This window comes from Sodalis sp. (in: enterobacteria), assembly GCF_047607725.1.
Lineage (GTDB): Bacteria > Pseudomonadota > Gammaproteobacteria > Enterobacterales > Enterobacteriaceae > JBLKSS01.
In genome coordinates, this window is sequence record NZ_JBLKSS010000011.1 from 1 (window position 1) to 18,919 (window position 18,919).

Genomic DNA, 18,919 nt, shown 5'->3' on the forward strand with positions numbered 1-18,919 from the left:
ACTCAAACCGGGATGGAAATAAAAGTTATTAAAATCAATACAATGTGAAAATGCAATGAGCATAAGCGTGTAACGTAGGTTTACTGTCTCATACAACAAACCCACCAATAATTCAAGACGTCCTCCACGGGGCGCTTACCAGATTCTCGCGCTGATTTTTTTCGTCCGCCATCAGCCACGCCGCCTGCTCGGCGGCCTGCCGGGGATCCGGATCGCAGGCAACGGTGCCGGCCAGGGCTTCGGTATTAAGCCTGCGATCATCGCGGTGGTAAAGCCGCTCCGGGCTGGATCCCAAAAAGGCCTCATGGGGCGACCAGGCCATCAGGTAATGGAAACACCGGTGTTTACCTGCCGGCTGGCCGCCATCAGCGCCAGCGGCGAAGGAGGCATATCCACGCGCAGCGCGGAGCGCCGGGCCAGCACCACCTTTTCCAGTCCGCCTTGGTGGAATTGCGCCAGCGCCTGACCTACGAGGCGTCGCCACGCCGGCAACTCGGGTAATACCTGGATGCGTCACGCTGGTCACTCTGGCCGTTAGCGGCGGAAGGGCCACCGGCGCGTCGGCGCCGTGGGCCTCAAGCCAGGCAAGAAAATCGGCGGCGTCGGCGGCCAGCGACGTCTCGCTGCAAAACGTCATCATTATCTGATACCGATCCCGCAGACACCGCCAGCTCAGGCGCGGCAAAAACAGCGCGCTTTGCGGCTCATCCTCGCCGGCGCCGAAGGCATTGAGACCCCAGATCCGCAAAGCCTTTGCCGACGGCTGCTCGGCCAGGAAGCGCTGTGCATCGCCGAGGCGGGTGAAATGGCGCACCGCCCCGCAGCTGGCCACCTCCTCGTGGCCGTCGCGGTGCTGCCAATAGCATTGCGGATAAAGCGGCCAAGCGTTGAGCCAATCCAGCATCGGCGCCGCCGCGCCGTCCGGCCAGGGCAGCATCACTTGCCGAACTCCGGGCGCCGCCGGCAGCGTACCGGCAGTGAGGTGTTGAAGCAGGGTGGAGACAAGCAGTGACAGCATAGCGGGCCGTTTATTTCAAAACCGGAATAATGAGAGGGATTATACGTATGGCGGCAGCTATTACCAAACCCGCCGTGCGCCGCAGCGGACATAAAAACGCGCCGGCTACCGACATGTGACGCTGCGCGCATTCAGCCTAAGATGAATGAGATTATGGATCGACGGCACCGCGGCGTATTGCCCTAGAGCCGCCGCCAAGCCGGCCGCGGTTATCGGCGGGCCAACAGCAGCCCCACCACCAGCCCAACCGAGGCGCCGATGCCGACGCCATGCCAGGGATTTTCCTGCACATAGTCATCCGCGGCGCTCACCGCCTGCCGGGCTTTCAGATAGTAGGTGTCGGACGCCTGGCTCACCCGCGTTTTGACATCATCCAGCGCCTGCTACGCGCGGGTCTTCAGCTCGACATACTTTTGATCGGTTTTATCGCCGGAATAAGCCAGCACCTCTTACAGCGTTTCGGACAGGAGCTGCACGTCATCGTCGACATGCGTTTCGTGCGGCTGAAGGGGATCGTTAGGTGTAGTCATCACTATTCTCCGTGTTCTGATGAAAGGTGTCAGACTAACTATAGGCAAAAAATGCCCTTACCGGAGAACTATTCTCGCCGGAGCAATCCGAAAAACCGGCCGTATCGCTGATGTCACACTTGGAAAAGGGCGCAGCCGCGGGGAAACGCCCCGCGGCGCGCTGAGTTAGAGAATGGGCTGCGCCAACTGCACCAGCGTGATGAGCGGCTGCGGATACAGCCCAAGCAGCAGCACCAGCAGCGAGGAGATCAGCACCACGACACCGCCGGCGGTTAGCGCCCAATTGGAAGGGGTATCGCGGCGCAGGTTTTCCGGCGGCGACAGGTACAAGCTGACCATAATACGCAAGTAGTAAAACAGCCCGATGGCGCTGCCGGCCACCACCGCGCCGGTCAGCCAACCCAGATGGCTATTCACGCCGAGCGCAATGACGTAGAACTTGCCGATAAAGCCGAGGGTCATGGGGATGCCCGCCAGCGACAGCATCATCACCGTCAGCACCGACGACAACAGCGGCTTATGCCAAAACAGACCGCGGTAGGAATACAGCGAATCCGCATCCTCGCCGGTGTAGGGGCTGGACATCAAGCTGACGACGCCGAACGCCCCCAGGCTTGCGAACACATACCCCGCCAGATAGACGCCGACGGTTTCCAGCGCCAGCGTGTGGGCCTGCACCGCAATCAACCCCACCAGTAAATAACCCAGGTGGGCAATGGACGAATAGCCCAGCACCCGCTTGATATTGCTTTGGCTCAGGGCCATCAGGTTGCCGAACAACATGGAGGCGAAAGCAATAATAGCCAGCACCAGCCACACCACTTCGTTATGGGTCACCGGCGCGTACAGGAACAGGCGCATCACCACCGCGAAAATCGCGATTTTACTGGCGGTCGCCAGGAAGGTGGACACCGGCGCGGGCGCACCCTGGTAGACATCCGGCGTCCACAGGTGGAACGGCACCAGCGACAGCTTAAAGCCGATGCCGACGATCATCATGCCCAAACCCGCCAGCAGCACCGGTTGCGTCAGCATGCCGTCGTTAAGTGTTTGACCAATCCCGACGAAAGACAGTTGACCGGTACCGGCATACACCAGCGCCATACCAAACAGCAAGAAAGACGACGCCGCCGCGGACAGCAGCGTGTATTTGATGCTGGCTTCCAGCGAGCGCTTTTGGCGGAACGCATAACCCACCATCCCGAACAGCGGCAGCGAAATCAGCTCAATACCGAGGAACAGCGCCGCCAAATGATTGGCGCAGGCGAGCAGGATCCCGCCCATCGCGGCAATCAGCACCAGCAGATAAAACTCATCGCGGTTGCCCGGATAGCCCGCCAGCCAGGCGTAGGCCAGCGTGCTGGTCGCCAGGCTGGCCATCAGCACCAGCCCGGTGTAGAGCATGGAATACCCGTCGACGCGCATCAGCGGCGTCACGTCCATCGGGCCATTCTGCGCCACGAACCACAGCGACAGCAGCGCCAGGTTGAGCCCGATGACCGTCAGCGTTGCGTTGATAAAGTGGTTGCGTCGCCACGCAATGCATAGCATCACAACCACCACCGTCAATCCGACGATCAACAGCGGTAATAATTCGATCAGTTGTTGAGGAGTTATTGTCATGGCGAATTACGGCCTTGTCGTTGAAATAGTGGAACCGGCGTCGGCGGCGAACCAGTGCTGGATATTGCTCATGGCTGCGGCCGAGGTATCCATAATCGGTTGCGGGAAGAACCCGAGCAGCACCAGCAGCACGACCAGCAACAAAATAATCAGCCGTTCGCGCAGCGTCATACCCGGCAGTGGCTCGGTGGATTTAGCCGGGCCGTAATACGCGCGCTGCATCATGATAAGCGAGTAGACCGATGCGAACACCAGACCGAACGTGGAAATCACCGTAATCACCGGTACCACCGGGAAACTGCCGAACAAAATGGTAATCTCGCCGACAAAGTTACCGGTGCCCGGCATGCCGAGCGTCGCGACGGCGAAAAATAGCGACAGCGCCGGAATAAAGCTCAGCCGACCCCACAGACCGCCCATTTGCCGCATATCGCGGGTGTGTAGGCGCTCATACAGCTGGCCACAAATGATGAACATGCCGGCGGCCGACAGACCGTGGGCGATCATCTGTACCACCGCGCCCTGATAGGCCAGCTGGCTGCCGCTGTAGATGGCGATCAGCACAAAGCCCATGTGGGACACGCTGGTATAGGCGATGAGGCGCTTGATATCGGTCTGCGAGAACGCCATCCAGACGCCGTAAAAGATGCCCACCACCCCAAGCCACATGGCGATGGGGGCGAACTGGTGCGAGGCGTGAGGAAACAGCGGCAGGCTAAAGCGCAGCATCCCGTAGGCCGCGGTTTTCAGCAAAATCCCCGCCAGGTCCACCGAACCGGCGGTGGGCGCCTGGCTGTGGGCGTCCGGCAGCCAGCCATGCAGCGGCACCACCGGCATTTTGACCGCAAAGGCCAAAAAGAACCCCAACATCAGCAGGTATTCCATCCGTTCCGATATCGGCGTGCGCAGCAGGTCTTCATAATTGAAGGTCCAGACGCCGGTGGCGTTATAGTGCACCAGCACCAGGCCGAGTATCGCCACCAGCATCACCAGGCCGCTTGCCTGGGTATAAATAAAGAATTTGGTCGCGGCGGTAATGCGGGTCTTGCCATCGGAGGCTTTATGCCCCCAGAGCGCGATGAGAAAGTACATCGGTACCAACATCATTTCCCAGAAGAAAAAGAAGAGAAACATGTCGATGGCCAAGAACACGCCGATAACGCCGCCCAGGATCCACAGCAAATTAAGGTGGAAGAAGCCCTGATAGCGCTGAATTTCCCGCCAGGAGCAGAGGATGGCCAGCACCCCGAGCAGCCCGGTCAGCACCACCATCAGCAGCGACAGGCCGTCCAGCGCCAGATGGATGCTGATACCGAAGCGCGGGATCCAGGGGAGCAGATACTCCACCTGCCATTGCGGCAACCCTTGGGCCATCGCCAGGGTGTATCCGCCCTGCCGCCACAACAGCAATGAAAGCGCCAGTGTCAGCCCCATGGCAATCAAGGCTATCCAGCGCGGTACCCGGGTACCGAAACGCTCGCATTGCCAACACAGCAGACCGCCGATAAAGGGGATAAGAATTAGCCAAGGTAGTAGCATGGCGTTTTGCGTCCCTAATTGTAAAATCAATAAACTTGCGTATCAGCGGAGCGGCATTCTGCCCGCCACCCCGCCCTAAGCCGGAAACGAAGCTCGGGGTATTTAAACGAATACCAACAGCGCCACCACGACAACCGCACCCAAACCCAACGACGTTGCATACCAGCGCAACTGCCCGTTTTCGCTCACCGTCAGGCCGTGTCCGGCCCAGCGCGCCAGCCGCGCGGGAAGATTCATCACCGCGTTAAGGGGATCGTGCGCCAGCAGCCGCGCGATAGCCAGGTAAGGTTTGACGAAGATCTTGTCGTAAAGCCAGTCGAATCCCCAGGCGTGGAACCACCAGACCGAGAAGAAACGTCCCGGCGCACTGGCGGCCACGGCGCTGACCAAACGGCGCTGGCCGAGCCACAAGGCCGCCGCCAGGCAAATACCGATGATGGCGACCGCGCCCGAGGTGATTTCCAGCGCCAGTTTACCGTCATGACCGAACTCGCTGGCCGGCAGGACCCCCGCCAGCGGCGGCGTGATCCAGGCGCCGATGAAGGTGGACAATACCATCAGTACCACCAGCGGCAGATGATGGCTGATGCCGCGGCTGGCGTGGGCCTTGATTTGCGCCTTGCCGTGGAACACGATAAAGATCATGCGGAAGGTATAGACCGAGGTGAGGAACGCCCCCACCAGGCCGGCCAGCATCAGTACGCTATGGCCATTGGCCAGCGCCCCCCGGAGGATTTCATCCTTGGAATAGAAGCCGGCGGTCACCAGCGGTAGCGCCGACAGCGCCGCGCCGCCCACCAGAAAGCAAATATAGACCAGCGGAATCGACTTTCTCAGGCCACCCATCTTGAAGATGTTTTGCTCGTGGTGGCAAGCGAGGATCACCGAACCGGAGGACAAAAACAGCAGCGCTTTGAAAAACGCGTGGGTCATCAGGTGAAAAATGGCCGCATCCCAGGCCTGAACGCCCAGGGCCAGAAACATATAGCCTATCTGGCTCATGGTGGAATACGCCAGCACCCGTTTGATATCGGTCTGCACCAGCGCAGCGAAACCCGCCAGCACCAGCGTGACCGCGCCGACGATCCCCACCAGATGCAACACCTCCGGCGCCATCAGGAACAGGCCGTGGGTACGGGCGATAAGATACACGCCGGCGGTCACCATGGTGGCGGCGTGGATCAGCGCCGACACCGGAGTCGGGCCGGCCATGGCGTCCGCCAGCCAGGTTTGTAGCGGTAGCTGCGCCGATTTCCCCACCGCGCCGCCCAGCATCATCAGGGTCGCCCAGGTGATRGCCGGGGAGCCCTCCGCCAGTTTTTGCGGCGCCAGCACCATCAGATCGTGGAAATTCAGCGTCCCGAGCTGGTCATAAAGGATAAACAGCGCGAACGCCAGCAGCACATCCCCCACGCGGGTGACGATAAACGCCTTCATCGCCGCGGCGCCGTTTTTCGACTCGCTGTAATAGAAGCCGATCAGCAGGTAGCTGCAAAGCCCCACCCCTTCCCAGCCGAGATACATCAGCAACAGGTTGTCCGCCAGCACCAGCACCAGCATGCTGGCGATAAACAGGTTGGTGTAGGCGAAAAAGCGTGAATAGCCCTCTTCCCCACGCATGTACCACGAGGCGTAGAGATGAATGAAAAAGCCGACGCCGGTGACGACCGACAGCATCGTCAGCGACAGGCCGTCCAGACTGAGGGTGATGGGAATTTGGAAATCGCCCACCGCCATCCAGTGCCACAGGGTCTGGGTAAACACCGCCGCGCCGTCGCCGCGCGCGCCGAAGAAATCCAGTGCCACCCAAACGGTGGTCAGCGCCGACAGCCCGACGCTACCAACGCCCACCGTCGCCGCCAGGTTTTCAGACCAGCGCCCGTGGGAGAACGCCAGTAGCAGGAAACCCGCCAGGGGGAACAATAGGGTTAAATAGAATAGGTTCATCCGTGCATCTCGCTGACTGTGTCGATATCCAGGGTCCGACGGCGACGGTGCAATTGCAGCAGCAACGCCAGGCCGATACTGGCCTCGGCGGCGGCCAGGGTAACCGCCAGGATATACATCACCTGCCCGTCCGCCTGGTCCCAATAGCTGCCGGCCACAATGAACGCCAGCGCCGAGGCGTTAATCATGATCTCCAGCCCCAAGAGCATAAACAGCAGATTGCGGCGGATCATCATCCCCGTCAGGCCCAGCACAAACAGGATAGCGGCCAGGATGAGACCGTGTGATAACGGGATCATGCTTGCTCCTCCCCTCTTCTCTTGATGGCGTCGGTTATCTTCGGCCCCTTGCAGAGTGTATCGACATTGTCGCGCTCATCGCGGCCCAGATGGAACGCGACCACCAGCCCCGCCAGCAGCAGCATGGAGGCCAGCTCCACCGCCAACACATAAGGACCGAACAGCGCGATACCGACGGTTTTAGCCGCGATAAGCTCCCCCACGATGCCGTGATCGCCCGCACCGGCCAGCGCGCGCACCAGCACCGCCAGCAGCACCAGCGACAAGAGCGACGGCCCGATCCAGACCCGGGGACGCAACCAGGCGCGTTCTTGTTTATCGCGGCCGACGCCCATGTTGAGCATCATCACCACGAACACGAACAGCACCATGATGGCGCCGGCGTAAATGATAATCTCCAGCGCGCCGGCGAAGTAGGCCCCCAGCGAAAAAAATACGCAGGCGATGGCCAGTAGCGAAATAATCAGGTACAGCAGCGCATGTACCGGTTGGGTATGGGTGATGACGCGTAACGTCGCCAGCACAGCCACCAGGCCGGAAAGATAAAACGCCAGTTCCATGCCAGTCTCCTTAGGGCAGCAAGCCTTTTACGTCGATGGGTTTGGCTTCGTTTTCCGCCTCGCCTTTGTCCTTGCCGGCGATCGCCATACCGGCCATGCGGTAGAAGTTGTATTCCGGATATTTACCCGGCCCCGAAATCAGCAAATCCTCTTTTTCATACACCAGATCCTGGCGCTTGAACTCGCCCATCTCGAAATCCGGGGTGAGCTGAATAGCGGTGGTGGGACACGCCTCTTCGCACAGGCCGCAGAAAATACAGCGCGAGAAATTGATGCGAAAGAATTCCGGGTACCAGCGGCCGTCTTTAGTCTCCGCTTTTTGCAGCGAGATGCAGCCCACCGGGCAGGCGACCGCGCACAGGTTACAGGCCACGCAGCGCTCATCGCCATCAGGGTCGCGCGTCAGCACGATACGGCCGCGGAAACGGGGCGGCGGGTTGACCGGCACGTCCGGGTACATGCGGGTTTCGCGCTTGTTGAACGCCTGCATGCCTATCATCCAGATGCTGCGCAGCGTGGTCCCGCAGCCAATCGCTAACTCTTTTAACGTCATGATTCATCCACCCCTTAATGCGCGTTGTACAAGATGACCGCTGCGGTCGCCAACAGGTTGAGCAGCGTCAGCGGCAGGCAGATTTTCCAGCCCAGCGCCATCACCTGGTCGTAGCGCGGACGGGGCAGCGCCGCGCGGATCAGGATGAACATCATCATAAAGAAAGCGGTTTTCACGGCAAACCAGATAAACGGCGGCAACCATGGCCCCTGCCAGCCTCCGAAGAACAGCGTCACCATCAGCGCCGAAATGGTCACGATGCCGACATATTCACCGACGAAGAACAGGCCGAACTTCATCCCCGAGTATTCAATATGGTAACCGTCGGCCAGCTCCTGCTCGGCCTCCGGCTGATCGAAGGGGTGGCGGTGACATACCGCGACGCCCGCCAGAGCAAAGGTGACAAAGCCGAAGAATTGCGGCACTACGTTCCACAGGTGTGCCTGCGACTCGACGATCGCGCCGAGATTAAACGAGCCGGCCTGCGCCACCACCCCCATCAACGACAGGCCGAGGAACACTTCATAGCTCAGCGTTTGCGCCGAGGCGCGCATGGCGCCCAACAGGGAGTATTTATTGTTGCTCGACCAGCCGGCGAACAGCACCGCATAAACCGCCAGCCCGGCCATCATCAAAAAGAACAGGACACCGATATTGAAATCGGCCACCACCCAGGTCGGGCTCACCGGCACAATGGCAAAGGTAATCAGCAATGAGGTAAAGGCGATAACCGGCGCCAGGGTGAAAATGCCCCGATCGGCAAACGGCGGGATCCAGTCCTCTTTAAACATCATTTTCAACACGTCGGCCAGCAGCTGCAGCGAGCCGCCCCAGCCTACGCGGTTAGGTCCGTAGCGGTTTTGGAACAGCCCCAGCAGGCGCCGTTCGGCGAAGCTCATGTAAGCCCCGCAGGTGACCACCACCAGCAGGATAACCACCGCCTTCACCACCGTCAGGAGGATATCGATGACCTCCGGTGTCAACCAACTCATGGCGCGGCCTCCCGCAGATTAACAACGCTCTGTCCCGCAAGCATCGGGGGAATGCCCGGTAAGCCCAGCGGCAGCCCCACCTGTCCCGGGCTCAGGCTATCGCTGAACCGAACCAGGAGGCGCAACTCCAGACCCGCGCAGGTGAAGGCGAGCAGCGTACCGCTGTTGACGCCCATCCGGGCGGCGTCCGCCTGGCTCACCGCCACATAGGGCGCCGGCATCCGCTCCTGGATGACCGGAGAGCGCTGCGAGGTCTCCTCGCTGCCGAACAGGTGCCAATAGGGCGCGATGCGCCAGCTGCCGTCCTCGGGCTGCGCGAAGGCGGGCGGAATAGCGCTGAAATAATCCAGCCGGCCCTCGCCCGCTTCCAGAAGCCGCACCCCGGGGTCGCCGTGGCGCAAATGACCGCCCACCTCATCCTGGAATTTATTCCAGGCCTGGGGGGAGTTCCAGCCCGGTGCCCAAGCGAACGCCACCTGCTGGCGCGGCGCCTGGGGCGCATTGTTGCCCTCCATGGAGAAGGCGAACATGGTGTCCTGGTCCTGCGGCACGCGCGGTTCATGCACATTGATGCTGGCGCGCATCGCGGTGCGTCCGCTGTAGCGGTGCGGCTCGCGCGCCAGTTTCTGGCCGTGAATACGAAAACCGGCGTCCGGCGCGGCGTGCTTGATCCCCGCCAGTTGCGGCAGCGCCGCAGCCGCGGCATCGATAATATGGTCTAGCTGGGTCCAATCCACCTGGCGGTTCAAATAGGTGGAGTGCAGCGAATGCAGCCAGCGCCAGCTTTCCAGCATAATGACCTGGTCATCGTAGTACGCCGGATCATAGACCTGGAAGAAACGCTGCGCGCGGCCCTCCTGGTTGATGAGCGTACCGTCGCTTTCGGCGAAGCTCGCCGCCGACAGGATAAGACAGGCCTTCTCCTGCAGGGCGGTGCGCTGGTGGTCCAGCACGATAAGGTTATTGACGTTGGCCAGCGCGGCGTCGATACGCGCGGCCGGCGCATGGCGGTAAAGGTCGTTTTCCAGCACAATCACGCTGTCCGCAGCACCCTGCTCCAACGCGTCCAGCGCATCGTCCAGGCTGCCGCCCCCCATCATCGCCAGCCCCATGCTATTGGCGCCGGCTGCGATAAAGCTAATCCCCACATCGCTCCCCCGCCCCTTCAGGGCGCGGGCGACGTTGGCGGCGGCGGCGATCACCACCTCGCTGCCGGCGTTACTACCGGAGATGATAAGCGGTTTGCGGGCGCCTGCCAGCGCCTGCACCACCACGTCGATTTTACCCTTGAGCGACTCATCAAGGCCGGTCACCGCCGGCGCCGTCTCGTCCAGCACATGGGCGATGGCGAAGCCAAGCCGCGCCTGGTCATCCACCGGCGCGCAGTAGCTCCAGGCGGCGATATCATCCAGGCGCGTGCGGTCGACGTTGGTGACGAACAGCGGGTGTTTGGCGTGCTGGCCGATGTTCATGATGGCGGCTATCTGCCAATCGGCCACTTTCTGCGCCGCGGCCATTTCGCGCGCCTTGCCTTTCACGGCCTGACGCACCGCCAGCGCAATGCGCGCGCCGGTCTGGGTCAAATCCTCCCCCAGCACCAGCACGGCGTCATAACTTTCCATTTCGCGCAGCGAGGGCGTGCGGATGCCGCCGTTGCGCAGCACATTGAGCATCAGCGCCAGCCGGTCCTGTTCGCCGCCGGCAATACCGGTGTAGAAATTCTCGGCGCCCACCAGTTCACGCAGGGCGAAATTGCTTTCGACGCTAGCGCGCGGCGAGCCAATGCCGATCATTTTGCGCGCATGGCGCAGCGCATCCGCGGCGCCCTGCATCGCCTGATCGGCGTTCAGCGCGATCCAATCGTCGCCGCGGCGCTGCAGCGGCTGGCGCGGACGGTCTTTCAAATTAACGTAGCCGTAGCCGAAGCGCCCGCGGTCGCACAAGAAGTAATGGTTGACGCTGCCGTTGTAGCGGTTTTCAATGCGGCGCAGCTCGCCATAGCGTTCGCCGGGGCTGGTGTTGCAGCCAATGCTGCACTGCTGGCAGACGCTGGGGGCGAACTGCATATCCCATTTACGGTTATAGCGTTGGGAATGGGTTTTATCGGTGAACACGCCGGTCGGGCAGATTTCCACCAGGTTGCCGGAAAACTCACTCTCCAGCACCCCGTCCTCAGGACGGCCGAAATAGACGTTATCATGGGCGCCATACACACCGAGATCGCCGCCGTCGGCATAATCTTTGTAGTAGCGGACGCAGCGGTAGCAGGCGATGCAGCGGTTCATCTCATGGGAAATAAACGGCCCCAGATATTGATTGCGGTGGGTGCGCTTGGTAAAGCGGTAGCGGCGGAAATTCTGGCCGGTCATGACCGTCATATCCTGTAGATGGCAATTGCCGCCCTCTTCGCACACCGGGCAATCGTGCGGGTGGTTGGTCATCAGCCACTCCACCACGCTCTGGCGGAACTGTTTCGCTTCATCGTCGGCGATAGAGATGAAGGTCCCGTCGGCGACGGGCGTCATACAGGACATCACCAACCGGCCGCGGGTATCCTCGGCGTTTTGGTATTGCTTGACCGCGCACTGGCGGCAAGCGCCAACGCTGCCGAGCGCCGGATGCCAGCAAAAGTAAGGAATATCGAGGCCGAGGGACAGACAGGCTTCCAGCAGGTTGTCAGACCCGTTAACCTCGTACTCTTTGCCGTCTACATGAATGGTAGCCATAGTCAGCATGCTCAGGTGAGGCCCGCCAAAGGCGGGCGTTAATCAAAAATGCGTTCAGGGTGCGAAGCGCGTACGCCCGCCTGACCCGCTCGTGCCGCATGGACAATTACCAGCGCGCTTTTAATAGGTTGGGCTGCACGCCGGCAATGGCGCGGGTATTGCCCAGTAAGTCGGTGCTGATGCCCGCATCAAACTCGGAGCGGAAATACTTAATCGCGCTTTGCAGCGGCTCCACCGCCCCCGGCGCATGAGCGCAGAAGGTTTTGCCGGGGCCAAGGAAGCGGCACAGCTGCTCCAGGGTTTCAATGTCCCCCGGCTGGCCCTTACCGCTTTCCAGCGCGCGAAGCAGTTTGACGCTCCACGGCAGGCCATCGCGGCACGGCGTACACCAGCCGCAGGATTCCCGGGCGAAAAACTCTTCCAAATTGCGCGTTAACGACACCATGTTGATTTCGTTGTCCACCGCCATCGCCAACGCGGTACCGAGCCGGCTGCCCGCTTTGCCGATATTCTCGAAGTCCATCGGCAGATCCAGATGATCCTGGGTCAGGAAATCGGTGCCGCCGCCGCCGGGCTGCCAGGCTTTCAGGGTCAGGCCATCGCGCATACCGCCGGCGTAATCCTCGAGGATCTCGCGCGCGGTAATGCCGAACGGCAGCTCCCAGACGCCGGGATTCTTTACCCGGCCGGAGAAACCCATCAGCTTGGTGCCGGCGTCGTTGCTCTTGCCTGCGGTGATGCCCTGATACCAGTCCACCCCATGCTCAAGGATAGCCGGCACGTTGCATAAAGTTTCAACGTTATTGACACAGGTGGGTTTACCCCAGGCGCCGGCGCTGGCGGGAAACGGCGGTTTTGAGCGCGGATTGGCGCGGCGGCCTTCCAGCGAATTAATCAGCGCGGTTTCTTCGCCGCAAATATAGCGCCCGGCGCCGGTGTGGACGATAAGCTCAAAGTCAAAACCGCTGCCCAGAATATTTTTGCCCACCCAGCCGGCTTCGGTAGCCTCGGCTATCGCACGGCGCAGGTTCGCCGCCGCTTCGATATACTCGCCGCGCAGGAATATATAGCCGCGGTAGGCTTTCAGCGCGAAGGCGGCGATCAGCATCCCCTCCACCAGCAGATGGGGCAATTGCTCCATCAGCAGGCGGTCTTTATAGGTGCCCGGCTCCATTTCATCGGCATTGCACAGCAAATAGCGAATGTTCATGGCGGGATCTTTCGGCATCAGGCTCCACTTCAGGCCGGTGGAAAAGCCGGCGCCGCCGCGTCCTTTCAGGCCGGAGTCTTTCACCAGCGTGACAATATCGTCCTGCGCCATGCCGCTTAACGCCTTACGCGCGCCAACATAGCCGTTTTTGCTCTGATATTCGTCCAGCCACATGGGCTGATGGTCATCACGCAGCCGCCAGGTCAGCGGGTGCGTTTCCGCCAAGCTGACAATGGTTTTAGTCATCGATATTGCTCCAGCAGCGGACCAATGCCTTCCGGCGTCAAATGCACGTGGGTATCGTCATCCACCATCATGGTCGGCCCCTTGTCACAATTGCCCAAACAGCAGGTGGGCAGCAGGGTGAACCGGCCATCGGTCGTTATCTGGCCCGGTTTGATGTTCAGCGACTGCTCAAGGGCGGCCTGAATGCCCTGATAACCGGTAATATGGCAGACCACGCTATCGCAATAGCGGATAACGTGGCGACCCACCGGCTGGCGGAAAATCTGGCTATAAAAAGTGGCCACCCCCTCAACATCGCTGCCGGGAATGCCCAGCACCTGGGCGATGGCCGCGATAGCCCCGTCCGGCACCCAGCCGCGGTTCTTCTGCACGATTTTCAGCGCTTCGATCGAGGCGGCGCGCGCATCCTCGTAATGGTGCTTCTCATGCTCGATGGCTTCGCGCTCTTCACGACTCAGCTCGAACGTTTCGGTGGCGGCGTCCAGCCCCGCCGCCGCCGCATGCTTGGGGGTATCTTGCTGTTGCTGCATAATTAGCGGTCCACATCTGACATAACGAAATCAATACTGCCCAGATATACGATCAAATCCGATACCAGGCTGCCGCGAATAACCGAGGGGATCTGCTGCAGATGAGGGAAACTGGGCGTGCGGATACGCGTCCGGTAACTCATCGTGCTGCCATCGCTGGTCAGGTAATAGCTATTGATGCCCTTGGTGGCCTCGATCATCTGGAATGATTCGTTGGCCGGCATCACCGGTCCCCAGGAAACCTGCAGGAAGTGCGTGATAAGCGTCTCGATATGCTGCAGCGTGCGCTCTTTCGGCGGCGGCGTGGTCAGCGAATGGTCGGCCTTGAACGGCCCCACCGGCATATTATTCAGGCACTGCTCGAGGATGCGTAGGCTTTGGCGTATCTCTTCCACTTTCAGCATTACGCGGCTGTAGCAGTCGCTCACGCCATCGCCCACCGGCACCTCGAAGTCGAAGTTTTCATAACCGGAATAGGGACGCCATTTACGCACGTCGAAATCGATGCCGGTGGCGCGTAGCGCCGCGCCGGTCACGCCCCAGTCCAGTGCCTCTTTCGCGCCGTAGGCGGCGACACCCTCGGCGCGGGCGCGCAGCACGCTGTTTCTCAGCGCCGCTTTGACATAGCTGTCCAGACGCTTCGGCAGCCAGTCGAGGAATTCCCGCAGCAGACCTTCCCAGCCGCGCGGCAGATCGTGCGCCACGCCGCCGATGCGGAACCAGGCGGGATGCATGCGAAAACCGGTAATCGCCTCGACGACATCATAAATTTTCTGACGGTCGGTAAACGCCAAGAAGACCGGCGTCATCCCGCCGATGTCCTGAATATAGGTACTGATGTACAGCAGGTGGCTATTGATGCGGAACAGTTCCGACAGCATCACCCGGATTACGTTGACGCGGTCGGGCACCACAATGCCGGCCAACTTTTCCACCGCCAGCACATAAGGCATTTCGTTGACGCAGCCGCCGAGATATTCGACGCGGTCGGTATAGGGAATATAGCTATGCCAGGACTGGCGCTCGCCCATCTTTTCGGCGCCGCGATGGTGATAACCGATATCGGGCACGCAATCGACAATCTCTTCACCGTCGAGCTGCAAGATGATGCGGAAGGCGCCGTGGGCGGAGGGGTGGTTCGGCCCCAGGTTGAGGAACATAAAGTCCTCGTTGTCCGTGCCGCGCTTCATGCCCCACTCTTCCGGCTTGAAGGTCAGCCCTTCCATCTCCAAATCTTCTTTTTGCTTGGTGAGGACGAAGGGATCGAATTCCGTAGCGCGCGCCGGATAATCTTTACGCAGCGGATGCCCTTCCCAGCTTTTCGGCATCATGATGCGGGTCAGGTGCGGGTTGCCGTCGAAGGTCATGCCGAACATTTCCCAAGTTTCGCGCTCATACCAGTTGGCGTTGGGGAAAATGCGGGTACAGGTGGGCAGGCGCAGATCTTTTTCCAGCAGCGCCACCTTCAACATGATATCGCGATTGCGATCGATGGAAATCAGATGGTAGAAAACGGTAAAATCCGCCGCCGGCAGGCCCTGGCGGTGGGTACGCAGGCGCTCGTCCACCCCGTGCAGATCATAGAGCATCACGTAAGGTTTCGGCAGCTTTTTCAAGAAGGTCAGCACGTCGAGGATCTGCTCGCGCTTCACCCACACGACCGGAATCCCGGTACGGGTCGGCTGCACGCTGAACGCGTCCGGGACGAAATGGTTACGCAACTCGCCAATCACCGGATCATCAAGATGATCCTGCGTTTGCCAGGCCGGCAGGGCGGAATTTTGCGTCATCAACTCTGTCATAGTTATCTTCACCACATTTGGCTGTGCCGGCGCATGCCGCCGCGCTTATCCGCCTCGGCCGGCATGCGTATCCGCGCGTTAAATTTCGTCGGGTGTGCGCAGATGGGTGACCGCGATGCGTTCACCGTGCTTACGTTGACGTTCCGACTCCATATTGGCGCGATAGACGCCCTGATCGCCCACGACCCGGGAGAGCGGACGGCGTTCTTTGCCGATAGACTCTTTAAGCAGCAGCAGCGCCTGGATGTAGGCCTCAGGTCGCGGCGGACAGCCGGGAATGTAGACGTCCACCGGCAGGAATTTATCGACCCCCTGCACCACGGAATAAATATCGTACATTCCGCCGGAATTGGCGCAGGCCCCCATGGAGATAACCCATTTCGGCTCTAGCATCTGGTCATACAGACGCTGGATGACGGGGGCCATTTTGGTGAAAGGCGTGCCCGCCACCACCATGAAATCCGCCTGGCGCGGTGAGGCGCGGATGACTTCCGACCCGAAGCGCGCCACGTCGTGCACGGCGGTAAACGAGGTGGTCATTTCAACATAGCAGCAGGAGAGGCCGAAATTATAGGGCCAAAGAGAATTGCCGCGTCCCCAGTTCACCGCATTGTGCAGCGCGCTCTCAAGCTTACCGAGATAAACACTGCGATGGACATGCTGCTCCAGCGGATCCGCCACGATTTCCTGTTTTTGCAGGGGATACCGCTCGTTGTCGCCGTCCGGCTCCGCGCGGGTGAGGGTATAATCCATTTTGCTGCCTCGCTGTTACTCTTGATGACGGGGGGTTTCGCCAATCGGGCCTGCCCGGCGCAAACGCCGGGAACGTTCCGGCGTCCAGTCAAGCGCGCCAATACGCACCAGGTAAACCAGACCCGCCAACAGGATAAGAATGAAAATGGTTGCCTCGATGAAGCCGACCCAGCCCGCTTCGCGGATGGCGGTGGCCCAGGCATATAAATAGAGGGCTTCAACGTCGAAAATGACGAAAAACATCGCCACCAGGTAAAATTTAGCTGAAAGGCGCAATCTTGCGGTGCCGACCGGATCGATCCCCGATTCAAACGGCACGTTTTTCGAGCGCGCCCTGGCGCGCCCGCCCAGCAGAAAGCCGCCAGTGAGCATGAAGGCGCACAGTCCCAGCGCACCCAGGAGGAATACGGCGAAAGCCCAATAATGAGCGGTAATTTCAGTGGTTATCGACATTCTCTATGCTACTCATCAAAAGTGGCGATTTGCAGGCTGCTCTTAGACATAGGCAGTTTTACGCATCACATCGATTTACAGGAAGGAAGTTAGAAACCGTAAAAGCCGTATGGTAATGAGATACACAGCTATTGTGTGGGGTTTTTTTACTCCTTTTTATAACCTTTTGTCAACTTAGACATCATGAACTCCATGTTAATTTACACCTGCAATAGCCGATTAACATAGGATGCGCAAGAAATGAGCTAAATCGTGTCAGTCAGCAAAACGGGAATTCGGCTTGTGGACCCGTCGTCAGGAAAAGCTGCGCTCAATTATACCATTTTCGCGAAAAATCCTATGGATCGACGTAAGCGGTAAACCCTTTTTATGATCCAGGACACATTTCAACAGATTTTTTAAGGTTTTATTGTGAAAATAACCCCCTTTTTGCAGGTGTAGGATTTAAAATGGCGTTTTTAATTTATTGATATGCCCATTAAATGGGTCATGAGCGCGCGCAGAAGCGTCGGGGAAATACTGAGGAGGAGCGGTGGAGGAAAATAGCAGGTTTTGACCTGTTGAGAGGTCAAAAAGCGGGAAACGAAATTTATTGTCTTATTCGTAAAAAATAAGCTCCCTTATCAGTAGTTTAATTAAAGTCGTGAGAATCATTCATCTTCCAATGAAGGACTTTCCCCTTCCAGTGACGGCGGGGGTTTTGGCGTATAGGTATCGCTGCCCGACTGTAGGGCATTGAAAATCGCCAATGCCAATTCGTTTTCACCGTGGGGATTTTTATATAGCGCATAGCGCGTGGCGAGCAGCTCGGGCAGACCGTCGCTCACCCCCAGCACGCGCAAATCGGGGCTCATCATTTCCACCGGCCGCAGGGTGATGCCCATGCCTGCTTTGACCGCCGCGCGCACGGCGGCGAGCGTCGAGGCGATGTAGGCGATACGCCACGGCACCCCCGCCGCATCGAGGCTTTCCACGGCCAGGGTGCGAAACGGGCTAGGCTCGTCCAGCACCACCAGCGGGACCACCTCGCCGGGCGTGAAGCGATAATCCGCCGCGCAGTACCAAAGCGTTGGCGAGGTGCGCAGCGTCACCGCAGGATGCGCGAAGGCGTAGCGAGCGCTCTGAGTACTGATGGCCAAATCCACTTCGCCGTTGTTGAGCATTTGCACCATTTGCGGACCGCGCTTCACGCAGACATCCACGGACAGTTTGGGGTAAATTCGGGTAACGCGATTAAGCAGGTAGGGCAGGATGGTGTCGGCCGTGTCATCGGACGCGCCTATGGTCAGCACACCCTGGATATTGCTGAACATAAGGGAAGTACAGGCTTCGTCATTGTACAGTAAAATATTGCGAGCATAGCCAAGCAGTTGAATTCCATGTTCAGTTAAAAGCTTATTACGACCATGACGGGCGAAAAGCTCTTTCCCCACAAGCTGTTCTAATCGCTGCATTTGCTGGCTAACCGCAGACTGCGTGCGGCAAACTGAGGCCGCTGCCGCAGCGAAGGTGTTAAGATCGGCGACGGCAACAAACGTTCTCAACAGATCGAGATCAAGATTGAGTACGGGACGATTTGCATTGGTCATATATTGTCTTCACTGTTTGAATTCTAATTACAAACTACTGTCCTGGCGTTGCAAAAGGTGGTAACTCCATCGTATTGTCAAAACCCGGCCTTGAGCATATCGAGCCGTCCGTAAGGCCAGGCGCCTCGAACGATATGCACTATTTGTGCCGGATGGTTCATTCTTCAACAATCACGCTACCACTTAAATAAAAGACTGCCGCGAAACTGAAACTAAGCACCAATGCGGTCAATACATTTACTTTGTTAAGGATAACATCTGTTCCCCTTGATGTATAAAAAAAAATAAGCTGGCAGCTTACTACAAACGTTAATTTAATTAATTAAACGCTTGGTCAGTAATGGCAATAAATGTTAGATATTAATAATTAAGCGTTATTTTATCTTACGGCGCCGCTTATTTACATAAATTTCTCTTAACTGTTGTTTAAACGAAAAAAAGTGTCTTCTTTTCTAAATCTGGCCGCCTGTTAAAGGTATACCATAAATAACCCCGCGACGGTCAAGAAGTTAAATTTCGCCTCTTGCGCCAGACGACGCACTAAATGAA

General features: G+C 59.0%; 15 protein-coding genes and 1 pseudogene. All 16 read right to left on the bottom strand.

Features of this window, described 5'->3' with window-relative positions; translation table 11 throughout:
* Positions 1-112: 112 nt before the first annotated feature.
* Entirely contained in the window at positions 113-1,018 is a 906-nt protein-coding gene (locus ACMX3H_RS01205) for a chorismate-binding protein (protein WP_415209489.1), read from the bottom strand.
* Positions 1,019-1,227: 209 nt separating this feature from the next.
* A pseudogene (gene elaB / locus ACMX3H_RS01210) lies at positions 1,228-1,548 on the bottom strand (stress response protein ElaB).
* A 165-nt stretch (positions 1,549-1,713) separates the two neighbouring features.
* Positions 1,714-3,171, bottom strand: a complete 1,458-nt coding sequence (gene nuoN, locus ACMX3H_RS01215; protein WP_415209490.1) for an NADH-quinone oxidoreductase subunit NuoN — start codon at positions 3,169-3,171, stop codon at positions 1,714-1,716.
* 6 nt (positions 3,172-3,177) lie between these two features.
* Entirely contained in the window at positions 3,178-4,710 is a 1,533-nt protein-coding gene (nuoM, locus tag ACMX3H_RS01220) for an NADH-quinone oxidoreductase subunit M (protein WP_415209510.1), read from the bottom strand.
* Positions 4,711-4,812: 102 nt separating this feature from the next.
* On the bottom strand, positions 4,813-6,657 hold the full coding sequence (gene nuoL / locus ACMX3H_RS01225; RefSeq protein WP_415209491.1) for an NADH-quinone oxidoreductase subunit L: 1,845 nt from the start codon (positions 6,655-6,657) through the stop codon (positions 4,813-4,815).
* Entirely contained in the window at positions 6,654-6,956 is a 303-nt protein-coding gene (nuoK, locus tag ACMX3H_RS01230; protein WP_415209492.1) for an NADH-quinone oxidoreductase subunit NuoK, read from the bottom strand. Before nuoK ends, nuoL begins: the two co-directional genes overlap by 4 nt.
* Complete coding sequence (nuoJ, locus tag ACMX3H_RS01235) at positions 6,953-7,516, bottom strand: NADH-quinone oxidoreductase subunit J (protein WP_415209493.1); 564 nt, start codon at positions 7,514-7,516, stop codon at positions 6,953-6,955. The genes nuoK and nuoJ overlap by 4 nt, the downstream gene beginning before the upstream one ends.
* A 10-nt stretch (positions 7,517-7,526) precedes the next feature.
* The gene (gene nuoI, locus ACMX3H_RS01240; RefSeq protein WP_025421542.1) at positions 7,527-8,069 is read right to left on the bottom strand and encodes an NADH-quinone oxidoreductase subunit NuoI; all 543 of its coding nucleotides are present in this window, start codon (positions 8,067-8,069) and stop codon (positions 7,527-7,529) included.
* Between the two features lie 14 nt (positions 8,070-8,083).
* Positions 8,084-9,061, bottom strand: coding sequence for an NADH-quinone oxidoreductase subunit NuoH (nuoH, locus tag ACMX3H_RS01245; RefSeq protein ID WP_415209494.1), 978 nt, complete (start codon positions 9,059-9,061; stop codon positions 8,084-8,086).
* Entirely contained in the window at positions 9,058-11,787 is a 2,730-nt protein-coding gene (nuoG, locus tag ACMX3H_RS01250; RefSeq protein ID WP_415209495.1) for an NADH-quinone oxidoreductase subunit NuoG, read from the bottom strand. Before nuoG ends, nuoH begins: the two co-directional genes overlap by 4 nt.
* A 106-nt stretch (positions 11,788-11,893) precedes the next feature.
* A complete protein-coding gene (gene nuoF / locus ACMX3H_RS01255; RefSeq protein ID WP_415209496.1) occupies positions 11,894-13,243 on the bottom strand; it encodes an NADH-quinone oxidoreductase subunit NuoF in 1,350 nt (449 codons plus the stop codon).
* Entirely contained in the window at positions 13,240-13,773 is a 534-nt protein-coding gene (gene nuoE, locus ACMX3H_RS01260; RefSeq protein WP_415209497.1) for an NADH-quinone oxidoreductase subunit NuoE, read from the bottom strand. The genes nuoF and nuoE overlap by 4 nt, the downstream gene beginning before the upstream one ends.
* A gap of 2 nt (positions 13,774-13,775) precedes the next feature.
* Positions 13,776-15,575, bottom strand: coding sequence for an NADH-quinone oxidoreductase subunit C/D (nuoC, locus tag ACMX3H_RS01265; RefSeq protein WP_415209498.1), 1,800 nt, complete (start codon positions 15,573-15,575; stop codon positions 13,776-13,778).
* Between the two features lie 78 nt (positions 15,576-15,653).
* Entirely contained in the window at positions 15,654-16,328 is a 675-nt protein-coding gene (locus tag ACMX3H_RS01270; protein WP_415209499.1) for a NuoB/complex I 20 kDa subunit family protein, read from the bottom strand.
* A 15-nt stretch (positions 16,329-16,343) separates the two neighbouring features.
* Entirely contained in the window at positions 16,344-16,781 is a 438-nt protein-coding gene (locus ACMX3H_RS01275) for an NADH-quinone oxidoreductase subunit A (protein ID WP_025421536.1), read from the bottom strand.
* Positions 16,782-17,431: 650 nt separating this feature from the next.
* Positions 17,432-18,370 carry a transcriptional regulator LrhA gene (lrhA, locus tag ACMX3H_RS01280; RefSeq protein ID WP_415209500.1) on the bottom strand — a complete coding sequence of 313 codons (939 nt, stop codon included), beginning with the start codon at positions 18,368-18,370 and terminating at the stop codon, positions 17,432-17,434.
* Between the last annotated feature and the right edge of the window lie 549 nt (positions 18,371-18,919).